At 71.7% G+C, this 19,826-nt stretch carries 13 protein-coding genes and 1 pseudogene; 8 read left to right on the top strand and 6 right to left on the bottom strand.

Annotated elements, in window-relative coordinates:
* Positions 1 to 1,179: SUKH-4 family immunity protein (locus H305_RS0131240; RefSeq protein WP_199791476.1), on the top strand; the 1,179-nt coding region annotated here is incomplete at its 5' end.
* Between the two features lie 301 nt (positions 1,180 to 1,480).
* The gene (locus H305_RS0131235; RefSeq protein WP_028803917.1) at positions 1,481 to 2,368 is read left to right on the top strand and encodes a cellulose-binding protein; all 888 of its coding nucleotides are present in this window, start codon (positions 1,481 to 1,483) and stop codon (positions 2,366 to 2,368) included.
* A gap of 345 nt (positions 2,369 to 2,713) precedes the next feature.
* Here H305_RS0131235 and H305_RS0131230 read toward each other — a convergent pair whose 3' ends face one another.
* The 3 genes from H305_RS0131230 to H305_RS0131220 form a co-directional block, all read right to left on the bottom strand.
* Positions 2,714 to 4,348, bottom strand: a complete 1,635-nt coding sequence (locus tag H305_RS0131230; protein ID WP_028803916.1) for a cation acetate symporter — start codon at positions 4,346 to 4,348, stop codon at positions 2,714 to 2,716.
* On the bottom strand, positions 4,345 to 4,926 hold the full coding sequence (locus H305_RS0131225; protein WP_078629337.1) for a DUF485 domain-containing protein: 582 nt from the start codon (positions 4,924 to 4,926) through the stop codon (positions 4,345 to 4,347). The genes H305_RS0131230 and H305_RS0131225 overlap by 4 nt, the downstream gene beginning before the upstream one ends.
* Positions 4,927 to 5,355: 429 nt before the next feature.
* Positions 5,356 to 6,867, bottom strand: a complete 1,512-nt coding sequence (locus tag H305_RS0131220) for an MFS transporter (RefSeq protein WP_037765938.1) — start codon at positions 6,865 to 6,867, stop codon at positions 5,356 to 5,358.
* A 436-nt stretch (positions 6,868 to 7,303) separates the two neighbouring features.
* Between H305_RS0131220 and H305_RS0131215 the strand changes: the two genes are divergently transcribed.
* From H305_RS0131215 to mfd, 3 genes are all read left to right on the top strand, one after another.
* Complete coding sequence (locus tag H305_RS0131215) at positions 7,304 to 8,092, top strand: ABC transporter ATP-binding protein (protein ID WP_028803913.1); 789 nt, start codon at positions 7,304 to 7,306, stop codon at positions 8,090 to 8,092.
* A complete protein-coding gene (locus H305_RS0131210) occupies positions 8,089 to 10,656 on the top strand; it encodes an ABC transporter permease (protein WP_028803912.1) in 2,568 nt (855 codons plus the stop codon). Before H305_RS0131215 ends, H305_RS0131210 begins: the two co-directional genes overlap by 4 nt.
* A gap of 731 nt (positions 10,657 to 11,387) precedes the next feature.
* On the top strand, positions 11,388 to 14,918 hold the full coding sequence (gene mfd, locus H305_RS0131205; RefSeq protein WP_028803911.1) for a transcription-repair coupling factor: 3,531 nt from the start codon (positions 11,388 to 11,390) through the stop codon (positions 14,916 to 14,918).
* 208 nt (positions 14,919 to 15,126) lie between these two features.
* Here mfd and H305_RS47535 read toward each other — a convergent pair whose 3' ends face one another.
* Positions 15,127 to 15,819, bottom strand: a complete 693-nt coding sequence (locus H305_RS47535) for a TetR/AcrR family transcriptional regulator (RefSeq protein ID WP_078629336.1) — start codon at positions 15,817 to 15,819, stop codon at positions 15,127 to 15,129.
* A 107-nt stretch (positions 15,820 to 15,926) separates the two neighbouring features.
* Between H305_RS47535 and H305_RS0131195 the strand changes: the two genes are divergently transcribed.
* Positions 15,927 to 16,862 (top strand): SCO6745 family protein, encoded by a 936-nt coding sequence (locus tag H305_RS0131195; RefSeq protein ID WP_028803910.1) that lies wholly within the window; start codon positions 15,927 to 15,929, stop codon positions 16,860 to 16,862.
* Between the two features lie 211 nt (positions 16,863 to 17,073).
* Here H305_RS0131195 and H305_RS0131190 read toward each other — a convergent pair whose 3' ends face one another.
* Positions 17,074 to 17,253: an Rv0909 family putative TA system antitoxin gene (locus H305_RS0131190; protein WP_028803909.1), complete on the bottom strand. Its 180-nt coding sequence runs from the start codon at positions 17,251 to 17,253 to the stop codon at positions 17,074 to 17,076.
* 160 nt (positions 17,254 to 17,413) lie between these two features.
* Here H305_RS0131190 and H305_RS0131185 point away from each other — a divergent pair, with 160 nt between their 5' ends.
* A complete protein-coding gene (locus H305_RS0131185; RefSeq protein ID WP_028803908.1) occupies positions 17,414 to 18,139 on the top strand; it encodes an HNH endonuclease family protein in 726 nt (241 codons plus the stop codon).
* Positions 18,140 to 18,305: 166 nt separating this feature from the next.
* A pseudogene (locus H305_RS47530) lies at positions 18,306 to 19,044 on the top strand (N-acetyltransferase).
* A 30-nt stretch (positions 19,045 to 19,074) separates the two neighbouring features.
* Here H305_RS47530 and H305_RS0131175 read toward each other — a convergent pair.
* Complete coding sequence (locus H305_RS0131175) at positions 19,075 to 19,824, bottom strand: hypothetical protein (protein WP_028803907.1); 750 nt, start codon at positions 19,822 to 19,824, stop codon at positions 19,075 to 19,077.
* Between the last annotated feature and the right edge of the window lie 2 nt (positions 19,825 to 19,826).

Below are 19,826 nucleotides of genomic sequence, written 5' to 3'. Positions count from 1 at the left end.
GGGCAGCCGGGTGTTCCTGGTGCGCCGCAGGCGCCGGGTGGTACGCCTCCGGGTGGTGTGCATCATGCGGCGACGATGCTCGCGGGTCCTTCCGTCGGTGGTCCCGGTGCGCCGCAGCCGCCACATGCCCCCGGCGTGCCCCCGGGTGCCCCGCAGCCCCTGCCCGGCCAGCAGCCTCCGGCGTACGGCTACCCCCAGGCGGGGCAGCCGACCGTCGGCCCCGGCTACCAGGCCGTGCTGCGCTACCGCGCCCAGGACGGTTCCGAGCAGCAGCTGATCAGGCGCTCCGCGCCGGGTACGCCGCACCCGGAGTGGCAGATCCTGCACGAGCTGCGCGCGATGAACGTGCCGCCGCAGCAAGTGCTCGAACTGCACACGGAGTTGGAGTCGTGCGAGCTGCCGGGCGCGTACTGCGCGCGGATGATCCGGGAGAGCTGGCCGCAGGCGCGGATCACGAGCATCGCGCCGTACGGCACCGATCACGCGAGCCGGCAACAGGGCATGCACCAACTCCTCGCGCACCAGGGTGAGTTGCACCAGGTCGCGGACGGTCCCGCCCGCCCGGCTCCGGTGCGGGCGCCGATCCCGCCGGTGCAGCCCGCGCCGCCGGTCCCGCCGGAGGCGATCGGGCAGGAGCTGGCGGCGGCGTTCGGGCCGGGCGTGTTCCGGTTCGACCAGGGCGCCGTGTCGCGGCAGGGCGTGCCGAACATCGTCGCGCACACCCTCGTCGTGGCCGGACTCCCGGTCGACATGGGCCCGTTCTTCTGGGCGCAGGCCCAGCCGGGCCGCCCGGTGCCCACGCTCGCCGAGCTGGCGCAGGAGCGCGGGGTGCAGCCGGCCGCGGACGCGGGCTCGTACCTCGTCATGGGCAGCGACTTCGGCAAGGCGATCTGTGTCCAGTACGGCACGGCGAACATCGTCGCGGTGCCGGTGGAGGCCGGACCGGGTGGCGCTCCCGTGCCCCCGCAGTTCGTGAACAGCGGACTGCCCGAGTTCGCGCGCTGCCTCGCCCTGCTCGGCCGCATGTGGCGGCTGCGCTTCGGCCTCAACCAGGAGCAGGCGGGCCGCTGGACCGTGGACTTCCAGGCTCAGCTCGCCTCCCTCGACCCGGCGGCCCTCGGTTCGCCGGAGAGCTGGTGGTCGGTCCTGCTGGAGCAGATGTGGGACGGCCTGTTGTAGTCCGTCGGGGGTACGGGCGCGTACGCGCCCGCCCCGCGTGATCGAGGCGTCCGACCCGTTCGACGGGTCGGGCGCCTTCGTCGTTCCCGGCCGAACAGGGCTTGCGTGGGGCGCCCGATGACAGCAGAGCTTCTGTTTTTGACCTCGTAGAGCTCGTCTCCGACCGAATGGGTGGGCGGAGTGTCGCGTTATGAACACTTCCGTGCGATCCATCAAGATGTCCGCAAAATCAATGATTTGCGCGAAATCTGCATCCAGGGGCCGTCGTCCCGGGTGCTCCGGGCGGAGAAGGGGTCCATGGATGAGCAGCGCATCGGGGTCGCCGCACGGCTTCAAGGCCGTACGGGGGCGTGGTTACCGTCCCGACCAGGTCGACGCCTACGCAGCGGTCCTCTCCCGTGACCGCGACACCGCCTGGGAACGTGCCGCCCGGCTGACCGTGCTGGCCAAGGAGATGGACGCGGAGGCCGAACGGCTGCGGCAGACCGTGGCAGGGCTCGCCCCGCAGACGTACGAGACGCTCGGGGAGGGCGCGCGCCGGATCTTCGAACTCGGCACGGAGGAAGCCGGGACCGTGCTGGAGAACGCGCGCGGCGAGGCCCGGCAGCTCGTCGGCGACGCGGAGGCGGCGGGCCGTCAGGTGCGCGAGGCCGCGCAGGCGTACGCCGACGAGGTGCGCGCTGCGGCCGAGGAGTACGCCCGGGAGCGGCTCCTCGCCGCCCGTACCGAGGCCGACGAGGTGCGGATCTCCACGCGGCGCGGCATCAAGGAGAGCCGCGGCGAGGCGCTGGCCGCGCTGCGCGAGGTGCGGCAGCGCACGCAGGAACTGCTCGCCGAGCAGGAGAAGGTGCACGCCGAGCGCTGGGCCGAGTTCGAAAGGGAGGCCGTCGAGCAGGAGGCCGCGCTCGACGCGCGGCACGTCGAACTCGTCGTGCGCGCCGAGGCCGCGCTGTCCGAGGCGGTGCGGGAGTTCGCCGAGGCCGAGGAGTGCGCTCGGCGTCGGCAGGAGGACGCCGCGGGGCGTGCCGCAAAGGTGCTCGCCGAGGCGCGGGTGAGTGAGGAGCAGGTCGCCCGGGAGACCGAGCGGGTGCTGCGGGAGCACCGGGAGCGGTGGGACGACGTGCGGGCGCAGATGGACCAGGTGCAGACGAGCCTGACGACTCTGACGGGACGGGCCCCGGCGGAGTAGCCCCCGAGGGGGCCGCTGTCCACTGGGGTCGCTCGCTCCGCGGGGTGGTGCTTCCGTGCTCCGCGGGGATTCCTCGCCGCTCCGCGGCGGGGTTTCCCGCCCACCCGCCCACCCGTCTCGGCCGGGTTGTCCGGCCGGTCGTCTCGGCCGCGTTCACCGCCGGCCACCCGCCTCGGCCGCGTCTTCTTGTCGGCGCCGTCTCGGGCGGGTGTCCTGGCCGTTCGCCTCTGGGCGGGCGTCCGTTGCCCGTTCGGCGGGTTCGTCCGCCTGTCGCGGGTGGTTCACCGGCGGGGCTCGCCCGTCGGTGTCGGGCGAGGTCCCCGGTGGCGTGCGGGCGGGGCGGTGTCAGGTTCGCCTGCGTACCGCTCCTGCCAGGATCCAGCCCTCCACCGCTTCGTACTGCCGGCGCTGTTCGTCGGACTTCTTCCGGCCGGAGACCACCGTGCCGAGCCAGCCGTAGGCGAAGCCCAGAGGGATGGAGACGATGCCCGTCGTGGTGAACGGGAACCAGTTGAAGTCGACGTCGGGGAACGCGGAGGCGGGGGAGCCGGAGACGAGGTTGGTGCCCGGCATGAGGACGAGGACGGTGAGGGTGCCGCCGATGAGGGTGGCCAGCAGGCCCGCTCGGGTGTAGCGGCGCCAGAACAGGCTGTAGACCAGGGCGGGCGCGATCGCGGAGGCGCCGAGGCAGAACGACAGCGTGATCAGGGGTTGCAGGCTGTGGTGCTGCACGAGCGTGGCGAGCAGGATGGCCCCCGCGCCGACCGCGAGGGCGGACAGGCGGGCCAGGAGCATCTCGTGACGCGGTGCCATCTCGTCGTCGTGGCGGCGGGTGCGGAAGAACCCGCCGCGTGCGAACACGTCGTGGGCGAGCGAGTTGGCGCAGGCCAGGATCATCCCGGCGACGGAGGCGAGCAGGGTCAGGAAGATCGCCGCGGTGACCGTGGTGAACAGGAGGGTCTCCGCCGTCGACACGTCGGGGCCGAACGCGGCGCGGGAGCCGAGGAGATAGGCCGTGTTGCCCTGCGGGTCGGCGGCGGCGATCACCTTGCGGCCGACGAGTGCGGTGGCACCGAAGCCGATGACGCTGATGACGACGACGAACAGGGCGACGCATGGCACGGCCCAGGACATCGAGCGGCGGACCTGCCGGGCGCTGTTCGCGGTGTACATCCGCATGGTGACGTGGGGCAGGCAGGCTCCGCCGAGGACGACGGTCAGTTCCGAGGTGATCATGTCCAGGCGGGGGCTGGCACCGCCCGCGAACTCCAGGCCGGAGCGCAGGAACGCGGAGCCGACGCCGCTGTGGTGGCCGGCCGCGGCCAGCAGGGCTCCGGGGCTCCAGTCGAAGCGGTGCAGGATGAGGGCGGCGACCACGGCGCCCGATCCGAGCAGCATCACGATCTTCATGATCTGAATGAGGGCCGTGCCCTTCATTCCGCCGATCGCCGCGTAGCTGATCATCAGCGCGCCGAGTCCGATGACGCAGCCGGTCTTCAGGGAGTCGTTGGAGAAGCCGAGGATGAAGGCGAGCAGGTCGCCGGCGCCGGCGAGCTGGACCAGCATCAGGGGGAGCAGCGCGATCAGGGTCACCGCGCACGCGGTCATGCGGACCGCGCGGCCGGGCATGCGGCGCGCGAGCGCGTCGCCCATGGTGAACCGGCCCGCGTTGCGCAGCGGTTCGGCCAGCAGGAACATCAGCAGCATCAGGGAGAGCGCGGTGCTCAGGGCGAGGACGACACCGTCGTAGCCGGTGAGCGCGATGACGCCACTGGTGCCGAGGACGGTGGCGGCGGAGATGTAGTCACCGGCGATGGCGAGCCCGTTGCGCATCGGCGACATCGACCCGTATCCGGTGTAGAACTCGTCGAGGTCGTCGCGGTCGGGTCCGGTCATCACGCACAGCAGGAGCGTGACGGTGGCCACCGAGGTGAACGCGACGAGCGACATGGCCTGTGCGGAACTGCTGAAGCCGCTCATCGCGCCGCCTCCCGCCGCGCGTCCAGTTCGGTCTGCTTGCGGATCCGGTCGGCGATCGGGTCGACGGTCCGGCGGGCCGTGTACTCGTACAGTCCGATGGCCAGGCAGGTGACGGGAACCTGGAGCAGCCCGAGCAGCAGTCCGGTGGACAGTCCGCCGGAGACCGTGTTGGTCATCAGGGACGGGGCGAACGCGGACAGGGTGAGGAAGAGGACGAAGTAGCCGAGCGCGGTCAGGGTCGCCACGCGCCGCTGCCAGCGGTAGGCGCCGCGCAGCAGTCTGATGTCGCTGTGGTGGCCCAGAGCCTGACGGCGCGGCATGCGCCGGGGTTCGGGCGCGTGCTGGGCCGGCGGCGGCTGCCAGGGATAGGTGAAGTGGGTGGGGGAGAAGCTGTTCGGGTGCGGTGCGTGCAGCGGGTACTGCGGCTGCTGCGGCTGCTGCGGGGACGGTGGCTGGGCGGTGGGCGGCCGGGCGGACCGGGGCCGTTGGTGGCGGGGCTGGTACGGGGGCTCGGCCGGTGTGGGGAACGGCCGTGGGTGAGGCGGCTGGTACTCGGGGGACGAGAACGCGTCTGGCATCCCGTTTCTCCTTGCGTGGCTCGGGTCCGGTGGGGACCGCAGGGAGCTGGGGGGTGAGCAGGGCACGCTACTCGCAGGTATCCCGGATGCGCTGCCCTTTCACCAAACTGAGCGGTCGGTATCCGCTTACTTCGGTGACCTGGGGTGTTACCCGCGTTCACAGGGGTGTGAGTGTATGGACTCGGGGTGCACGAGGGCACCGGTGATGCTCATGTTGTCGCTGGTGGGAGCGGGTGTGGCCCGGCCCGGCCGGGGAGCCAAGTCGCCCGCGCCGTGCCGATGGTGTGTGCGCAGGTCGCCGCGTCGCGTGGACCGGCCGTCCGCGCGGGCGGATCGGGGCCCGCGTGCACCGGCCTTCGCGCGGGCGGATCGCGGCCCGCCTGCACCGGCCGCTCCGTGCGGGCGGATCGCGGCGGATCGCGGCGGTCCTCACTCCGCGGGGGTCTTCAGCACCGGGAAGCGGCGCGGCGCGACGAACAGCAGGACCAGGAAGGCGAGGGCGGCGGCGCAGGCCGCGCCCAGGTAGACGGCGTGCACGGCGTCGGCGACCGCGTGCCGCAGCTGTTGGGCGGGCGCGCCCGAGTCCAGCGCGCGGGTCACCGAGTCGAGGTCGCCCGCGCCGCCGAGCCGCGTGGCGAGCACCCCGTTGGCGACGGCGCCGAACAGGGCGGCGCCCACGGTCTGTCCGGTCTGCCGGCAGAAGAGGACGGAGGCGGTCGTCGTGCCGCGTTCGGCCCAGCCGACGGTCGACTGGACGCCGATGATCAGCGGCAGCTGGAACAGGCCCAGGGCGCCGCCGAGGAGCAGCATGAGGAGCGCGGGCTGCCACGGCTCGCCCGGACAGGGCAGGAAGGGGAAGGCGAGCAGCAGGAGGGTCGCCGTGCCGATGCCGAGCATCGCGGTGTTGCGGAACCCGATGCGCCGGTAGACGTGCTGGCTGAGCGCCGCGGACACCGGCCAGCTCAGCGTCCACACCGAGAGCACGAAGCCGGCGGCGATCGGGGCGAGCCCGAGGACGGCCTGCGCGTAGGTGGGCAGGAAGACGGTGGGCGCGACCATGAGCAGGCCCAGCGCGCCGAGGGCCAGGTTCACCGCGGCGATGGTGCGCCGGCGCCACACCCAGCCCGGGATGATCGGTTCGGCGGCGCGCCGCTCGACGGCGACGACGACGGCGATCAGGGCGAGACCGGCGCTGAACAGCGCCAGGGAGGGCGCGGACAGCCAGTCCCAGGCGACGCCGCCCTGCACCAGCGCGGTGAGCAGGACGCCGCCGCAGGCGAAGACGGCGAGGGCGCCCGCCCAGTCGATGCGGGGACGCCGCGCGGTGTCCCGCTCGCGTACGGGCTCGTGCAGGTGACGGACGATCAGCCACAGGGCGAGTGCGCCGATCGGCAGGTTGACGAGGAAGATCCACCGCCAGTCGGCGTAGGCCGCGAGGACTCCGCCCAGCGCGGGCCCGGCGACCGCCGAGGTCGCCCACACGGTGGACAGCTTCGCCTGGATCCTGGGGCGTTCCTGGAGCGGGTAGAGGTCGGCCGCGAGCGTCTGCACGGTGCCCTGGAGAGCCCCGCCGCCCAGGCCCTGCACGATGCGGAAGGCGATGAGCGCGCCCATGTTCCAGGCGGTGGCGCACAGCAGGGAGCCCGCCAGGAAGAGGACGGAGCCCGCGACCAGGACGGGCTTGCGGCCGAAGGTGTCGGAGAGCTTGCCGTAGACGGGCAGCGTGACCGTCACGGCGAGCAGGTAGCCGGAGAACAGCCAGGAGAACACGGAGAAGCCGCCGAGGTCGGCGACGATCTGCGGGACCGCCGTGGAGATGATGGTGGAGTCGAGCGCGGCCAGCGCCATCGCCAGCATCAGGGCGGCGACCACGGCGCGGCGCCCGCCCGTTCCGTTTCCCGGTGCGCCGGCCGGCGTGTCCGCGGGCCGTGCGGCCGGTATCTGCGTCTCTCCCTGGCCCACCCGGATTCCTTTCCCCCTGCATCCATCCGCCCCGGACAGCTTCCCACTTGCCCCTCACGTCGCGGGAGGGTGGACGCTGACTGGGCCCGAGGGTGGATCCGACCCCGAGAAACAGTCCACCGAAGGGTGGAGAGCCCCTAGGGGTACCTCCGTACCAGGGGTCGGGGAGGGTTCGTACCGGCGGAGGACGAGAGGGGCGGGGATGCGTCCTTAACCTGGCTTTACGCCGCTGGGGAGCGCGTCCGGTCGTACGGACCGCACCCACGGGGGTGGGGTTTTCCCCAGCAGAAGACTGGGCCGGGCACCAGAGCGCCGGGGCCCCCGCCGCCGCCAGACTTACCGACGTAGCCGGACGCACTTCGTCCGGGACTCAGATCCGGCAGACACCACTGCCAACCGACATAGGAGACATACCGTGACATCGGCTGTGACCATTCCCAGGCACGGGGGCACTGGAGGGCGTACGGCCGTTGCCGCGCGGGCTCGGCAGGTCGTGAAGGCGTACGGGTCCGGAGAGACCCGCGTCGTCGCCCTCGACCACATCGACGTGGACATCGCACGCGGTCAGTTCACCGCCATCATGGGCCCCTCCGGGTCCGGCAAGTCCACGCTGATGCACTGCCTCGCCGGACTCGACACCGTCACCTCCGGCCAGATCCACCTCGACGAGACCGAGATCACCGGCCTGAAGGACAAGAAGCTCACCCAGTTGCGCCGCGACCGCATCGGCTTCATCTTCCAGGCGTTCAACCTGCTGCCCACGCTGAGCGCGCTGGAGAACATCACGCTGCCGATGGACATCGCGGGCCGCAAGCCCGACAAGGCCTGGCTGGCCCAGGTCGTGGAGACCGTCGGGCTCGCCGGCCGCCTCAAGCACCGCCCCAACCAGCTCTCCGGCGGCCAGCAGCAGCGCGTCGCGGTGGCCCGCGCACTGGCCGCCCGGCCCGAGATCATCTTCGGTGACGAGCCGACCGGAAACCTCGACTCGCGGGCCGGCGCCGAGGTACTGGGCTTCCTGCGCCGCTCGGTCGACGAGCTCGGCCAGACCATCGTGATGGTCACGCACGACCCGGTGGCCGCCTCGTACGCGGACCGGGTGCTCTACCTCGCCGACGGCCGCATCGTCGACGAGATGCACCAGCCGACCGCCGACCAGGTCCTGGACCGCATGAAGGACTTCGACGCCCGGGGGCGCACGTCATGACCGTCCTGAAGACCTCGATGCGCAACTTCTTCGCGCACAAGGGACGCATGGCGCTGTCCGCCGTGGCGGTCCTGCTGTCGGTGGCCTTCGTCTGCGGCACGCTCGTGTTCACGGACACGATGAACACGACGTTCGACAAGCTGTTCGCGGCCACCTCCTCCGACGTCACGGTGTCGCCGAAGGACGCCAAGTCCGACGACACCCCGCAGAACGGCAAGCCCGACTCGATGCCGGCCTCCGTGCTCGCGCAGACGAAGAAGGCGGACGGCGTCAAGTCCGCCGAGGGCGCCGTCAGTTCGATGAACGTCACCGTCGTCGACAGCGACAACAAGAACATGGGCTCCAGCAACGGCGCCCCGACGATCGCGGGCAACTGGACCCGCAACGACCTCCGTTCGATGGAGATCACCGAGGGGCGTGCCCCGCGCGGACCGACCGAGGTGATGGTCGACGCCGACACCGCCGACAAGCACCACCTGAAGAGGGGCGACGAACTGCGCACCATCGCCGTCACCGGCGACTTCAGGGCGAAGATCGTCGGCATCGCCTCCTTCAAGGTGACCAACCCCGGTGCCGCCGTCGTCTACTTCGACACCGCCACCGCGCAGCGTGAACTGCTCGGCTCCACCGGCCGGTTCACCAACATCAACGTCACCGCCGCGGCGGGCGTCACCGACGCGCGCCTCAAGCAGAACGTGACCGCGACGCTCGGCGCCGGCACCTACAAGGTGCAGACGCAGAAGGAGACCGCGGACGAGAACCGCAGCGACGTCGGCTCCTTCATGGACGTCATCAAGTACGCCATGCTCGGCTTCGCCGGAATCGCCTTCCTCGTCGGCATCTTCCTGATCATCAACACCTTCTCGATGCTGGTCGCCCAGCGCACCCGCGAGATCGGCCTGATGCGGGCGATCGGCTCGTCCCGCAAGCAGGTCAACCGCTCCGTCCTCGTCGAGGCGACCCTGCTCGGCGTGTTCGGCTCGATCCTCGGCGTCGGCGCGGGCGTCGGTCTCGCGGTCGGCCTCATGAAGATCATGTCGTCGATGGGCATGGAACTGTCCACCCGCGACCTCACCGTCAAGGCGACCACCCCGGTCGTCGGCCTCCTCCTCGGCATCGTCGTCACCGTCCTCGCCGCCTACCTCCCCGCCCGCCGCGCCGGCAAGGTCTCCCCGATGGCCGCGCTGCGCGACGCCGGCACCCCCGCCGACGGCAAGGCAGGCCTCGTACGCGGCCTGATCGGCCTGATCCTCACCGGCGCCGGAGCCGCCGCCCTCTACGCGGCGGCCACCGCGGACAAGGCGAGCGACGGTTCCCTCGTCCTGGGCGCCGGCGTGGTCCTCACCCTCATCGGGTTCGTCATCGTCGGCCCGCTGCTGGCCGGCGCAGTGGTCCGGGTGATCAGCGCGGTCCTGCTGCGCGCCTTCGGACCGGTCGGACGCATGGCCGAGCGCAACGCACTGCGCAACCCGCGCCGCACCGGCGCCACCGGCGCCGCCCTGATGATCGGCCTGGCCCTCGTCGCCTGCCTCTCCGTCGTCGGCTCCTCCATGGTGGCCTCGGCGACCAGCGAGCTCGACAAGTCGGTCGGCGCGGACTTCATCGTCCAGGGCAACCAGCGGATCGTCCCGCAGGCCGAGAAGGCCATGGAGACGACACCCGGCCTCGCCCACGTCACCCGCTACAAGGACGTCAAGGCCACGCTGACCTCCCCGGACGGCAAGACCGACGACAGCGGCATCACCGCCGCCGACCCGTCCTACGCGGACGACCTGCGCCGCGAGACCACCGCCGGCGAGCTGAGGGCCGCCTACGGCAAGGACGCCCTGTCCGTCGGCTCCGACTACGCCACCGAGCACCACGTCAAGGTCGGGGACACCCTCACCGTCGCCTTCGACCACGGCTCCACCGCGAAGCTCAAGGTCGTCGCCATCACGGACGACGACACGTCCATCGACCAGGGCGCCCGCTACACCAGCATCGCGACCATGAAGAAGTACCTCCCCGCGGACCGCGTCCCGCCGAACGAGATCATGTTCGCCAAGGCCAAGGACGGCCAGGAGAAGGAGGCGTACGCGGCCCTGAAGAAGGCCATGGAGCCGTACCCGCAGTACCAGGTGCGCGACCAGACGGACTTCAAGCAGGAACTGAAGGACCAGGTCGGCCAGCTCCTCAACATGGTCTACGGCCTGCTGGCCCTCGCGATCATCGTCGCCGTCCTCGGCGTGGTGAACACCCTCGCCCTGTCCGTGGTGGAGCGCACCCGGGAGATCGGCCTCATGCGGGCCATCGGCCTCTCCCGCCGCCAGCTGCGCCGCATGATCCGCCTGGAGTCCGTGGTCATCGCCCTCTTCGGCGCACTCCTGGGCCTGGGCCTGGGCATGGGCTGGGGCGCCACCGCCCAGAAGCTCCTCGCCCTCGAAGGCCTGAACGTCCTCGACATCCCCTGGCCGACCATCATCGGGGTCTTCATCGGCTCCGCGTTCGTGGGCCTGTTCGCCGCGCTGATCCCGGCGTTCCGCGCGGGCCGGATGAACGTCCTGAACGCGATCGCCACCGACTGACCCGACAGCCACCGTGCACGGGGGTCACGGGGGATGAGGCCGAGCCCGGCCCGGAGAACACCACTCTCCGGACCGGGCTCGGCCCTTTCCCGTCCGGGGAGATTTGACCGGCCCGGTGGCCCGGTGGCCCCGGGCCGCGCGGGGAGCTTCGGCTGGTCCGCTGGTCCGCTGGTCCGCTGGTCCGCTGGTCCGCTGGTCCGCTGGTCACGGGGTCGTGCGGGGAGTCTCAGCTGATCCGATGGTCCAGGGGGCGAACGGGGAATCTCAGCCCGTCCGGCGTTTGAGGACGAGGCCGTCCAGGCCGATCCGGGGGTCCGGGGGCGGAGCGCCCGGGTACGGGACGGGAAGGGGCGGAGGGGGCGAGAACCATCCGGCCCGGCGCGAGGACGGGCCCAGCACGGGCGCTGGACCGGCCCAGGCACCGGCCACGCCGAAGCCCACCGAGCTGCCCGGGAAGGCCCCCGTTCGGGACCCGGAGGCCGGCGTCGTCGACAGACGGACCGGCCACTGCCGGACCCGTTGTCCACAGCCCGGCCGGACCACCACGGGACCGGCGTCAACAGCGCGGCCGGCGCTGCGGCAGACCCCGCAGCCCAGGCGGGGCCGGGCCGCTGCCGGGGCCGTTGTCCACAGCCCCGGCACAGCCCAGCCCGGCGACGTACGCTGGAGACCCCCGGCCCGTCCCACGTGTCGGGTCCTTCGCGTTGCCCACCCTGGGATGGAAGCCCTTCATGAGCCTGCACGGTCTGCTCGACGCCGTCGTCAAGGACACCGCCCTCGCAGAAGCGGTGAAGGCCGCCACCGACGGCAACCGCATGCACGTCGACCTGGTCGGCCCGCCCGCTGCCCGCCCCTTCGCGATCGCGGCCCTCGCCCGCGAGGCCGCCCGCCCCGTCATGGCGGTGACCGCGACGGGCCGGGAGGCCGAGGACCTCGCCGCCGCCCTGCGCTCCCTCCTGCCGTCCGAGACAGTCGTCGAGTACCCGTCGTGGGAGACCCTCCCGCACGAGCGCCTCTCCCCGCGCAGCGACACCGTGGGCCGCCGCCTCGCCGTCCTGCGCCGCCTGGCCCACCCGCGCACCGGCGACCCCGACACCGGCCCCGTCTCCGTCGTCGTCGCCCCCGTGCGCTCCGTGCTCCAGCCCCAGGTCAAGGGCCTCGGCGACCTCGAGCCCGTCGCCCTGCGCACCGGCTCGACCGCAGACCTCGGCGACGTAGTCGAGGCGCTCGCGGCAGCCGCGTACTCCCGGGTCGAGCTCGTCGAGAAGCGCGGCGAGTTCGCCGTCCGCGGCGGCATCCTCGACGTCTTCCCGCCCACCGAGGAACACCCGCTGCGCGTGGAGTTCTGGGGCGACGACGTCGAGGAGATCCGCTACTTCAAGGTCGCCGACCAGCGGTCCCTCGAAGTCGCCGAGCACGGCCTGTGGGCGCCGCCCTGCCGCGAACTGCTCCTCACCGACGACGTACGGCAGCGGGCCGCGGCCCTCGCCGAGGCCCACCCCGAGCTCGCCGAACTCCTCGGCAAGATCGCCGAGGGCATCGCCGTGGAGGGCATGGAATCCCTCGCCCCCGTCCTCGTCGACGACATGGAGCTCCTCCTCGACGTCCTGCCCAAGGGCTCCATGGCCGTCGTCTGCGACCCGGAGCGCGTCCGGACCCGGGCCGCAGACCTCGTGGCCACGTCCCAGGAGTTCCTCCAGGCGTCCTGGGCGGCGACGGCCGGCGGCGGCGAAGCCCCCATCGACGTCGGCGCCGCATCCCTGTGGTCCATCGCCGACGTACGGGACCGCGCCCGCGAACTGGACATGATGTGGTGGTCGGTGTCCCCGTTCGCCGCCGACGAGGAACTCGACGCGGACACCCTCAAGCTGGGCATGCACGCCCCCGAGACCTACCGCGGCGACACCGCCCGCGCCCTCGCCGACACCAAGGGCTGGCTCGCCGACGGCTGGCGCACCGTGTTCGTCACCGAGGCCCACGGCCCCGCCGCCCGCACCGTCGAGGTCCTCGGCGGCGAAGGCATCGCCGCCCGCCTCGACACCGAGCTGACCGACATCAGTCCGTCCCTGGTCCACGTCTCCTGCGGCTCCATCGACCACGGCTTCGTCGACCCCGTGCTCAGACTCGCCGTCCTCACGGAGACCGACCTCTCCGGACAGAAGGCGGCCGGCAAGGACGGCGCGCGCATGCCCGCCCGCCGCCGCAAGACCATCGACCCGCTCACCCTCGAAGCCGGCGACTACATCGTCCACGAACAGCACGGCGTCGGCCGCTACATCGAGATGGTGCAGCGCACCGTCCAGGGCGCCACCCGCGAGTACCTCGTCGTCGAGTACGCCCCCGCCAAGCGCGGCCAGCCCGGCGACCGCCTCTACATCCCCACCGACCAGCTCGAACAGATCACCAAGTACGTCGGCGGCGAAGCACCCACCCTGCACCGCCTGGGCGGTGCCGACTGGACCAAGACCAAGGCCCGCGCCAAGAAGGCCGTCAAGGAGATCGCCGCCGACCTCATCAAGCTCTACAGCGCCCGTATGGCGGCCCCGGGACACGCCTTCGGCACCGACACCCCGTGGCAGCGCGAACTGGAGGACGCCTTCCCGTACGCGGAGACCCCCGACCAGCTGACCACGATCGCCGAGGTCAAGGACGACATGGAGAAGACGGTCCCCATGGACCGCCTGGTCTGCGGCGACGTCGGCTACGGCAAAACGGAGATCGCCGTGCGCGCCGCCTTCAAGGCGGTCCAGGACGGCAAGCAGGTCGCAGTCCTCGTGCCCACCACGCTCCTGGTGCAGCAGCACTTCGGCACGTTCTCCGAGCGCTACTCGCAGTTCCCCGTCAACGTGCGGGCGCTCAGCCGCTTCCAGACCGACTCGGAGGCCAAGGCCGTCCTCGAAGGCCTGCGTGAGGGCTCCGTCGACGTCGTCATCGGCACCCACCGGCTGTTCTCCTCGGAGACCAAGTTCAAGGACCTCGGCCTCGTCGTGGTCGACGAGGAGCAGCGCTTCGGCGTCGAGCACAAGGAACAGCTCAAGAAGCTCCGCGCGAACGTGGACGTACTGACCATGTCCGCGACCCCCATCCCCAGGACGCTGGAGATGGCGGTCACCGGTATCCGCGAGATGTCCACGATCACCACCCCGCCCGAGGAACGCCACCCCGTCCTCACCTTCGTCGGCCCCTACGAGGAGAAGCAGATCGGTGCCGCCGTCCGCCGCGAACTGCTGCGCGAGGGCCAGGTCTTCTACATCCACAACCGCGTCGAGTCGATCGACCGCGCCGCCGCCCGGCTGCGCGAGATCGTCCCCGAGGCGCGCATCGCGACGGCCCACGGCCAGATGTCCGAACAGACCCTGGAACAGGTCGTCGTCGACTTCTGGGAGAAGAAGTACGACGTGCTCGTCTCCACGACGATCGTCGAGTCCGGCATCGACATCTCGAACGCCAACACGCTCATCGTGGAGCGCGGCGACAACTTCGGCCTCTCCCAGCTGCACCAGCTGCGCGGCCGCGTCGGCCGCGGCAGGGAACGCGGCTACGCCTACTTCCTGTACCCGCCGGAGAAGCCGCTCACCGAGACCGCCCACGAGCGCCTCGCCACCATCGCCCAGCACACCGAGATGGGCGCCGGCATGTATGTGGCGATGAAGGACCTGGAGATCCGCGGCGCGGGCAACCTCCTCGGCGGCGAGCAGTCCGGCCACATCGCAGGCGTCGGCTTCGACCTGTACGTCCGCATGGTCGGCGAGGCCGTCGCCGACTACCGGGCCTCCCTGGAAGGCGGTGTCGAGGAGGAGCCGCCCCTGGAGGTCAAGATCGAGCTCCCCGTCGACGCGCACGTCCCCCACGACTACGCGCCCGGCGAGCGGCTGCGCCTCCAGGCGTACCGCTCCATCGCCTCCGCCAACTCGGAGGAGGACGTCAAGGCCGTCCGCGAGGAACTCGTCGACCGCTACGGCAAGCTGCCCGAACCCGTCGAGAACCTGCTCCTCGTGGCCGGCCTGCGCATGCTCGCGCGGGCGTGCGAGGTCGGCGAGATCGTCCTGCAGGGCAACAACATCCGTTTCGCCCCGGTGGAGTTGCGCGAGTCGCAGGAACTGCGGCTGAAGCGGCTCTACCCCGGGACGGTCATCAAGCCGGCCGTCCACCAGATCCTGGTGCCCCGCCCCAAGACCGCGAAGGTCGGCGGCAAGCCTCTGGTCGGACGCGAACTCCTCGGGTGGACAGGCGAGTTCCTGGCGTCGGTCCTCGGGTCGTAGGGGTCGCGGGAGCGTACGGACCCGGTGGCCCACGGGCCGCGGGCCTCACGGCCGCGCGGGCCCGCCGGTCCGGCGCGCCTGCGGCCGTGACGCCCGCGGCGCGCCGGCTCGGAGGTGGCTCGGCAGGCGCCCCTGTGGCGGCGCCGGGGTCTCGGCGGGCGTGCCCGGGCCCGTGGGCGCACGCTCGGCGCGCCTGGGCCGGGGGCTCCTAGGGCCGGGGCCGCTGCGGTGAAGCCGGCCCGTCCTCGCCCGGCCGTGACTGGAACAGCATCCTGGTGAGCGCGCGGAACACCTCGTCGGGGTCCTGCTCGCCCACCGGCCCGTCCAGGTTGTGACTGAGGAGCAGCGTGGCGAAGCCGTGGGCCAGTGACCAGGCCGCGACCCCGGCGAGCCGGCTGTCGGGGCCCCGGCCCTCCTGCGGCACGGCCAAGACGGCACTGCGCAGTCGCTCGCCCGCCAGGGTCCTGGCCGTCGTCAGCTCCAGGTCGTTCGCCCGCAACGGCTCAGGGGAGAACATGACCTGGAAGTAGGCCGGGTGCTCCCGCGCGAAGCGCACGTAGCGGACGCCCGCGTCCCGCAGGTCGTCGGCGTCGGCGAGCGCGGCCGCGAGCAGCTCGTATCCCTCCGCGGCGATCGCCGTCAGCAGGCCCGTGCGGTCCTTGAAGTGGTGGGCCGGGGCCGCATGCGAGACACCCGCCCTGCGGGCCAGGTCGCGCAGGCTCAGCGAGGACGGGCCGTCGGCGGCGATGGCGTCGAGCGCCGCCCGCAGGATCGCGCGCCGCAGATCGCCGTGATGGTACGGGCGTTGGGGCCCGGTGTTCCCGGTGTTCCCGGAGGCCCCCGTGGCCTCGGCGGTGCCGGCGGTCCTGCTGGGCCCGGTGCTCTTACTGGTCTCGGCCATGCTCAAAAGCCTACGCGGAATCTAGGCATTGACAAGTTCCCCCTCCTCCGCCAATCTAGTCAATGTCAAGTTACGCATCGAGCCGGACCGTGCCGAGGGGACGAGTCATGTCGAAGAGCGTCAGCACGACCAGCGGAACCAGCAAGACCGAAGGGACTGCCCGGGCGGGCGCCGGCACCGACCTCGAGCTCGGAGCGGTGCGCCGGCTCTGGCACCTCCTCGAACCCCTCCACGCCGTCTTCTACTACGCACCGCAGACCTTCGAGGAAGCCGCAGCCCTCGGCTACGACACCGAGGAACGCTGGCCGAGCTACTTCCCCTACCGCGCCGCACCGCTGGGCGCCGTCGGCAGCGAACGTGTCACCTCCGCCTTCTACAGCTTCAGCCCACGCATGGTCGCCGAACACATGAAGTCCGCCTGGCGGACCGCGAGACCGCAGCAGGTTCTGAGCGCCCGCGAGCGCGCCGTCGACCGCGCCTACCGCGCGATATTCGGAGACCGCATCACCTCCCCCGAACTCGCCGAGGCCGCCGCACTCGCCCGCCGTGCCGCGGAAGCCGCGAACACCGCCGGCCGCCCACTCGCCGCGGCCAACGCCGAGTCGGCCTGGCCCGAGGCCCCCCACCTCCAGCTTTGGCACGCGGCGACGATCCTGCGCGAACACCGGGGCGACGGCCACCTCGCGGCACTCCTCGTCGCCCAACTCGATCCCGTCGAAGCCCTCGTCTCCTTCGCGGCGATAGGCGCGGCCTCCGTAGAACGCTTCGAAAGCCGCGGCTGGAGCCAGGAGGAATGGACCGCGGCCCGCGAACGCCTCACCACCCGGGGCCTGGTGGACGAGGACGGCACCGCCACCCCCGCCGGCCGCGAACTGCGCCGCCAGGTAGAACAGCACACCGACGAACTCGCCGCCGCGCCCTGGCGCGCGCTCGGCCCGGACGGCGCCGCCCATCTCGCCGACCTGCTCGGCGAGTTCTGGGTCGCGGCACTCGGCTCGGGCCTACTCCCGTCGGAGACGACCCTGGGCATCGGCAAGGTGTGACCAGCGGGCACGCCCGGCAGGCACTCAGCAGCACAGGGGGGAGGGGAGGGAGGGGAGGGCCCCGATGGGCAGCGAAAAGGCCGCCGGGCGGCCCCTCCCGCACCGAAAGCCGCCCGCCGACCTCATGGTGTCGGTCTCGGCGGACGGCTCGGGTTGCGGGGGTTCAGTCGATCCGGCCGGCGCTGGGCTTCTCGCGTCCTCGGCGTGGGCGTTACGGCTGGTCGGGGCGGTCACGCTTCAGGCCTGCCGCGCCTTCGATCCTCTGCTGCGCGTCGTCGACCTGGTCCGTGTACTTGTCGCCCGTCTTCTCGTTGACCTTCTTCTCCGCCATGTCGGACGTTTCCTTGGCCCTGTCCCGTCCGTGGCCCCTGAACCTGTCGAAGATGCCCATCCAGAGCTCCTTCCCGAGGTGACTCACCACCGACGATACGCCCGGCGTGCGCCGATTGCCCGTTGGGTTCAGGTATGGGGGAGGAGTGCCGGCGGCTACGGTGGGCACTGGGAAAAGGCGCCCGTCAGGGGTGGATCCGGGGAGCTCGGGGAGGGGTGTCGTGGTGCGTCTGAGGGGTGGGGCGGTCGCGGCCGCACTGATGATGTTCGCCGTGGGGACCGGTGTCGCCGGCTGCCGCACGGGGACCGAGGACTCGCCGGGAGCGAAGGGGACGGCGGCCGGTGGTGCGGCTCTGACCGCCGTGGACTCGCTGATCGTCAAGGGCCGAGCACCCAAGACGGGATACAGCCGGGAGCGGTTCGGCACCGCCTGGGCCGACACGGACTCCAATCGGTGCGACACCCGGGACGATATCCTCAAGCGGGATCTGGAGGACGTGAAGTTCGGCGACGGCGTGTGCAAGGTGTCGTCCGGGCTCCTCACCCCCGACCCGTACGGCGGCCAGGACGTGAAGTTCGCCCGCGGTCGCAGCCTGGTCGACATAGATCACTTGGTCGCGCTCTCGGACGCCTGGCAGAAGGGCGCCAAGTACTGGGACGCGAGCAAGCGGATCGCGCTGGCCAACGACCCGCTGAATCTGCGTGCCGTGGGCGCGAGCGCCAACCGCAGCAAGGGCGACGGTGACACCGCGACCTGGCTGCCGCCCAACAAGGCGTACCGCTGTACGTATGTCGCCGCGCAGGTCGCGGTGAAGAAGAAGTACGAGCTGTGGGTGACGAGTGCCGAGAAGGCGGCGATGAAGAAGGTCCTCTCCGGCTGCCCCGGTCAGAAACTTCCCTCGGGCGGCAACCCGACGAGCGCACCGGCACGCTTCCACGCGAACTGACGGCGTCCCGGGCGCCGGTCCGCATCTGCCGGCCGCGCCCCGCGGGACACCCCCGTCGCCTCCGGTGAACACCTCACCCCCGGGGACACCCCACTCCCCCGAGGAAACCCGATACCGGGCGTGAAGTGCGTTTCGCTGTGTTGGACCGAAGCCTACGGTGACGGGCGTGGAACTGAAGGTGTCGAGTCTTGCCGAACGTCCGGAGATGGTCGGGCAGGTGGTGGGGATGGCCGACAGCTGGCCGGGGTTCCTGCTGCACGACCCGGTGGGCAACTCGCACTACGGGCGGATCGCCACCGAGCTGCCGCAGTACGTGCTGTTCGCCGAGGACGAGCGCGGGAGTGTGGTGGCGCACGCGTACAGCGTGCCGTTCGCTCTCGCGGACGAGGGGCGGGGCGAGCTGCCCGCGCGGGGCTGGGACGAGGTGTTGTGCTGGGCGTTCGCGGATCTGCGGCGCGGTACGCCGCCGGACACGGTCAGTGCCGTCTCGATCGTCGTCGCCCCGCATGCGCAGGGTGGCGGGCTGTCGGCGCGGATGCTCTCCGCGATGCGGGGCCCGGGCGCACGGCTTCGGTGAGGTCGTCGCGCCCGTGCGTCCAAGTGCCAAGCGTCTGGAGCCGCGTGCGCCGATGGAGCAGTACGCGTTCCGGGAGCGGGCCGACGGCCTGCCGCACGATCCGTGGCGGCGTGTCCATGTCCGGGCGGGCGGTGTCGTGGAGGCGGTGGCGCCGGCGTCGATGGCGGTGGCGGCGTCGCTGGAGGAGTGGCGCGGCTGGACGGGGCTGCCTTTCGACTCGGCGGGCCTCGTCGAGGTGCCGGGCGCGCTGGCGCCGGTGCACTGTGAACCGGCGCGCGGATACGCCGTGTACGTCGAGCCCAATGTGTGGGTGCGGCACACCCTGTGAGCTCGACGTACGGCGTGGGGCCGGGGTGGATCAGCCGGACAGCTTGTCCAGGTCGAGGATCCTGCCGGCGGGCTTCTGCGCGGGGACGGGCTTGTCGTAGTCGCTGAAGGTGACCGTGCCCGGGTCCTTTGCGGAGGTGCTGTCGACGCGCAGCAGGTACGGCTTGCCCTCGGTGGCGACGTAGAGGGTGTAGCGGTCCTTGCCGTCCTTCTCGTGGAGGATGACCGCCGGGGTGCCGTCGACGGTGGTGGTCTTGCCGCGGGTGGCGTCGGAGTTCACGTCCTCCGCGCCGGCGAGGACGCTGTCGAGGTCGCAGAAGCCGGCGATGTCCTTGGCGTCGGAGCCGGTGGCGGCCATCTTGGTCCACTTGTCGGCGAGCAGTTCCACCACTCCGTCGGTCTCGGACTTGGACTGGCCCTCGCCCTGGGCGCGCAGGAACTTCTCGTCGTACTTCATGTAGATGGTGTCGCCGGTCTTGATGAGGTCGGCCTTGCCCTGGCCGTTCATGCTCATGGTGCCGGCGCACCGGCCCTTCTTGTCGAGGGCCATGTCGACGCGGATCGTGCCGCCGTCCTCGTCGTCGGGGATGTCGCCCTTCATGCGGAGCGAGGTGGCGCCTGTGGTGGCCTTGACGGCCCGGTCGGCGATCTCGCCGCCGGTGAGGCCGGCGAAGGGGCCCTTCGGCTTGCTGTCCGCCTTCGTCTCTCCGGGCAGGCAGCCGGTGAGGCCCGCGGTGGCCGCGGCGGCGAGGCAGAGTGCGGCAAGTGCGGTGCGACGCATGA

It is taken from the genome of Streptomyces sp. 142MFCol3.1, from assembly GCF_000424945.1.
In the GTDB taxonomy this organism is placed as follows: domain Bacteria; phylum Actinomycetota; class Actinomycetes; order Streptomycetales; family Streptomycetaceae; genus Streptomyces; species Streptomyces siamensis.
This window is presented reverse-complemented; position numbering and strand designations above follow the sequence as displayed.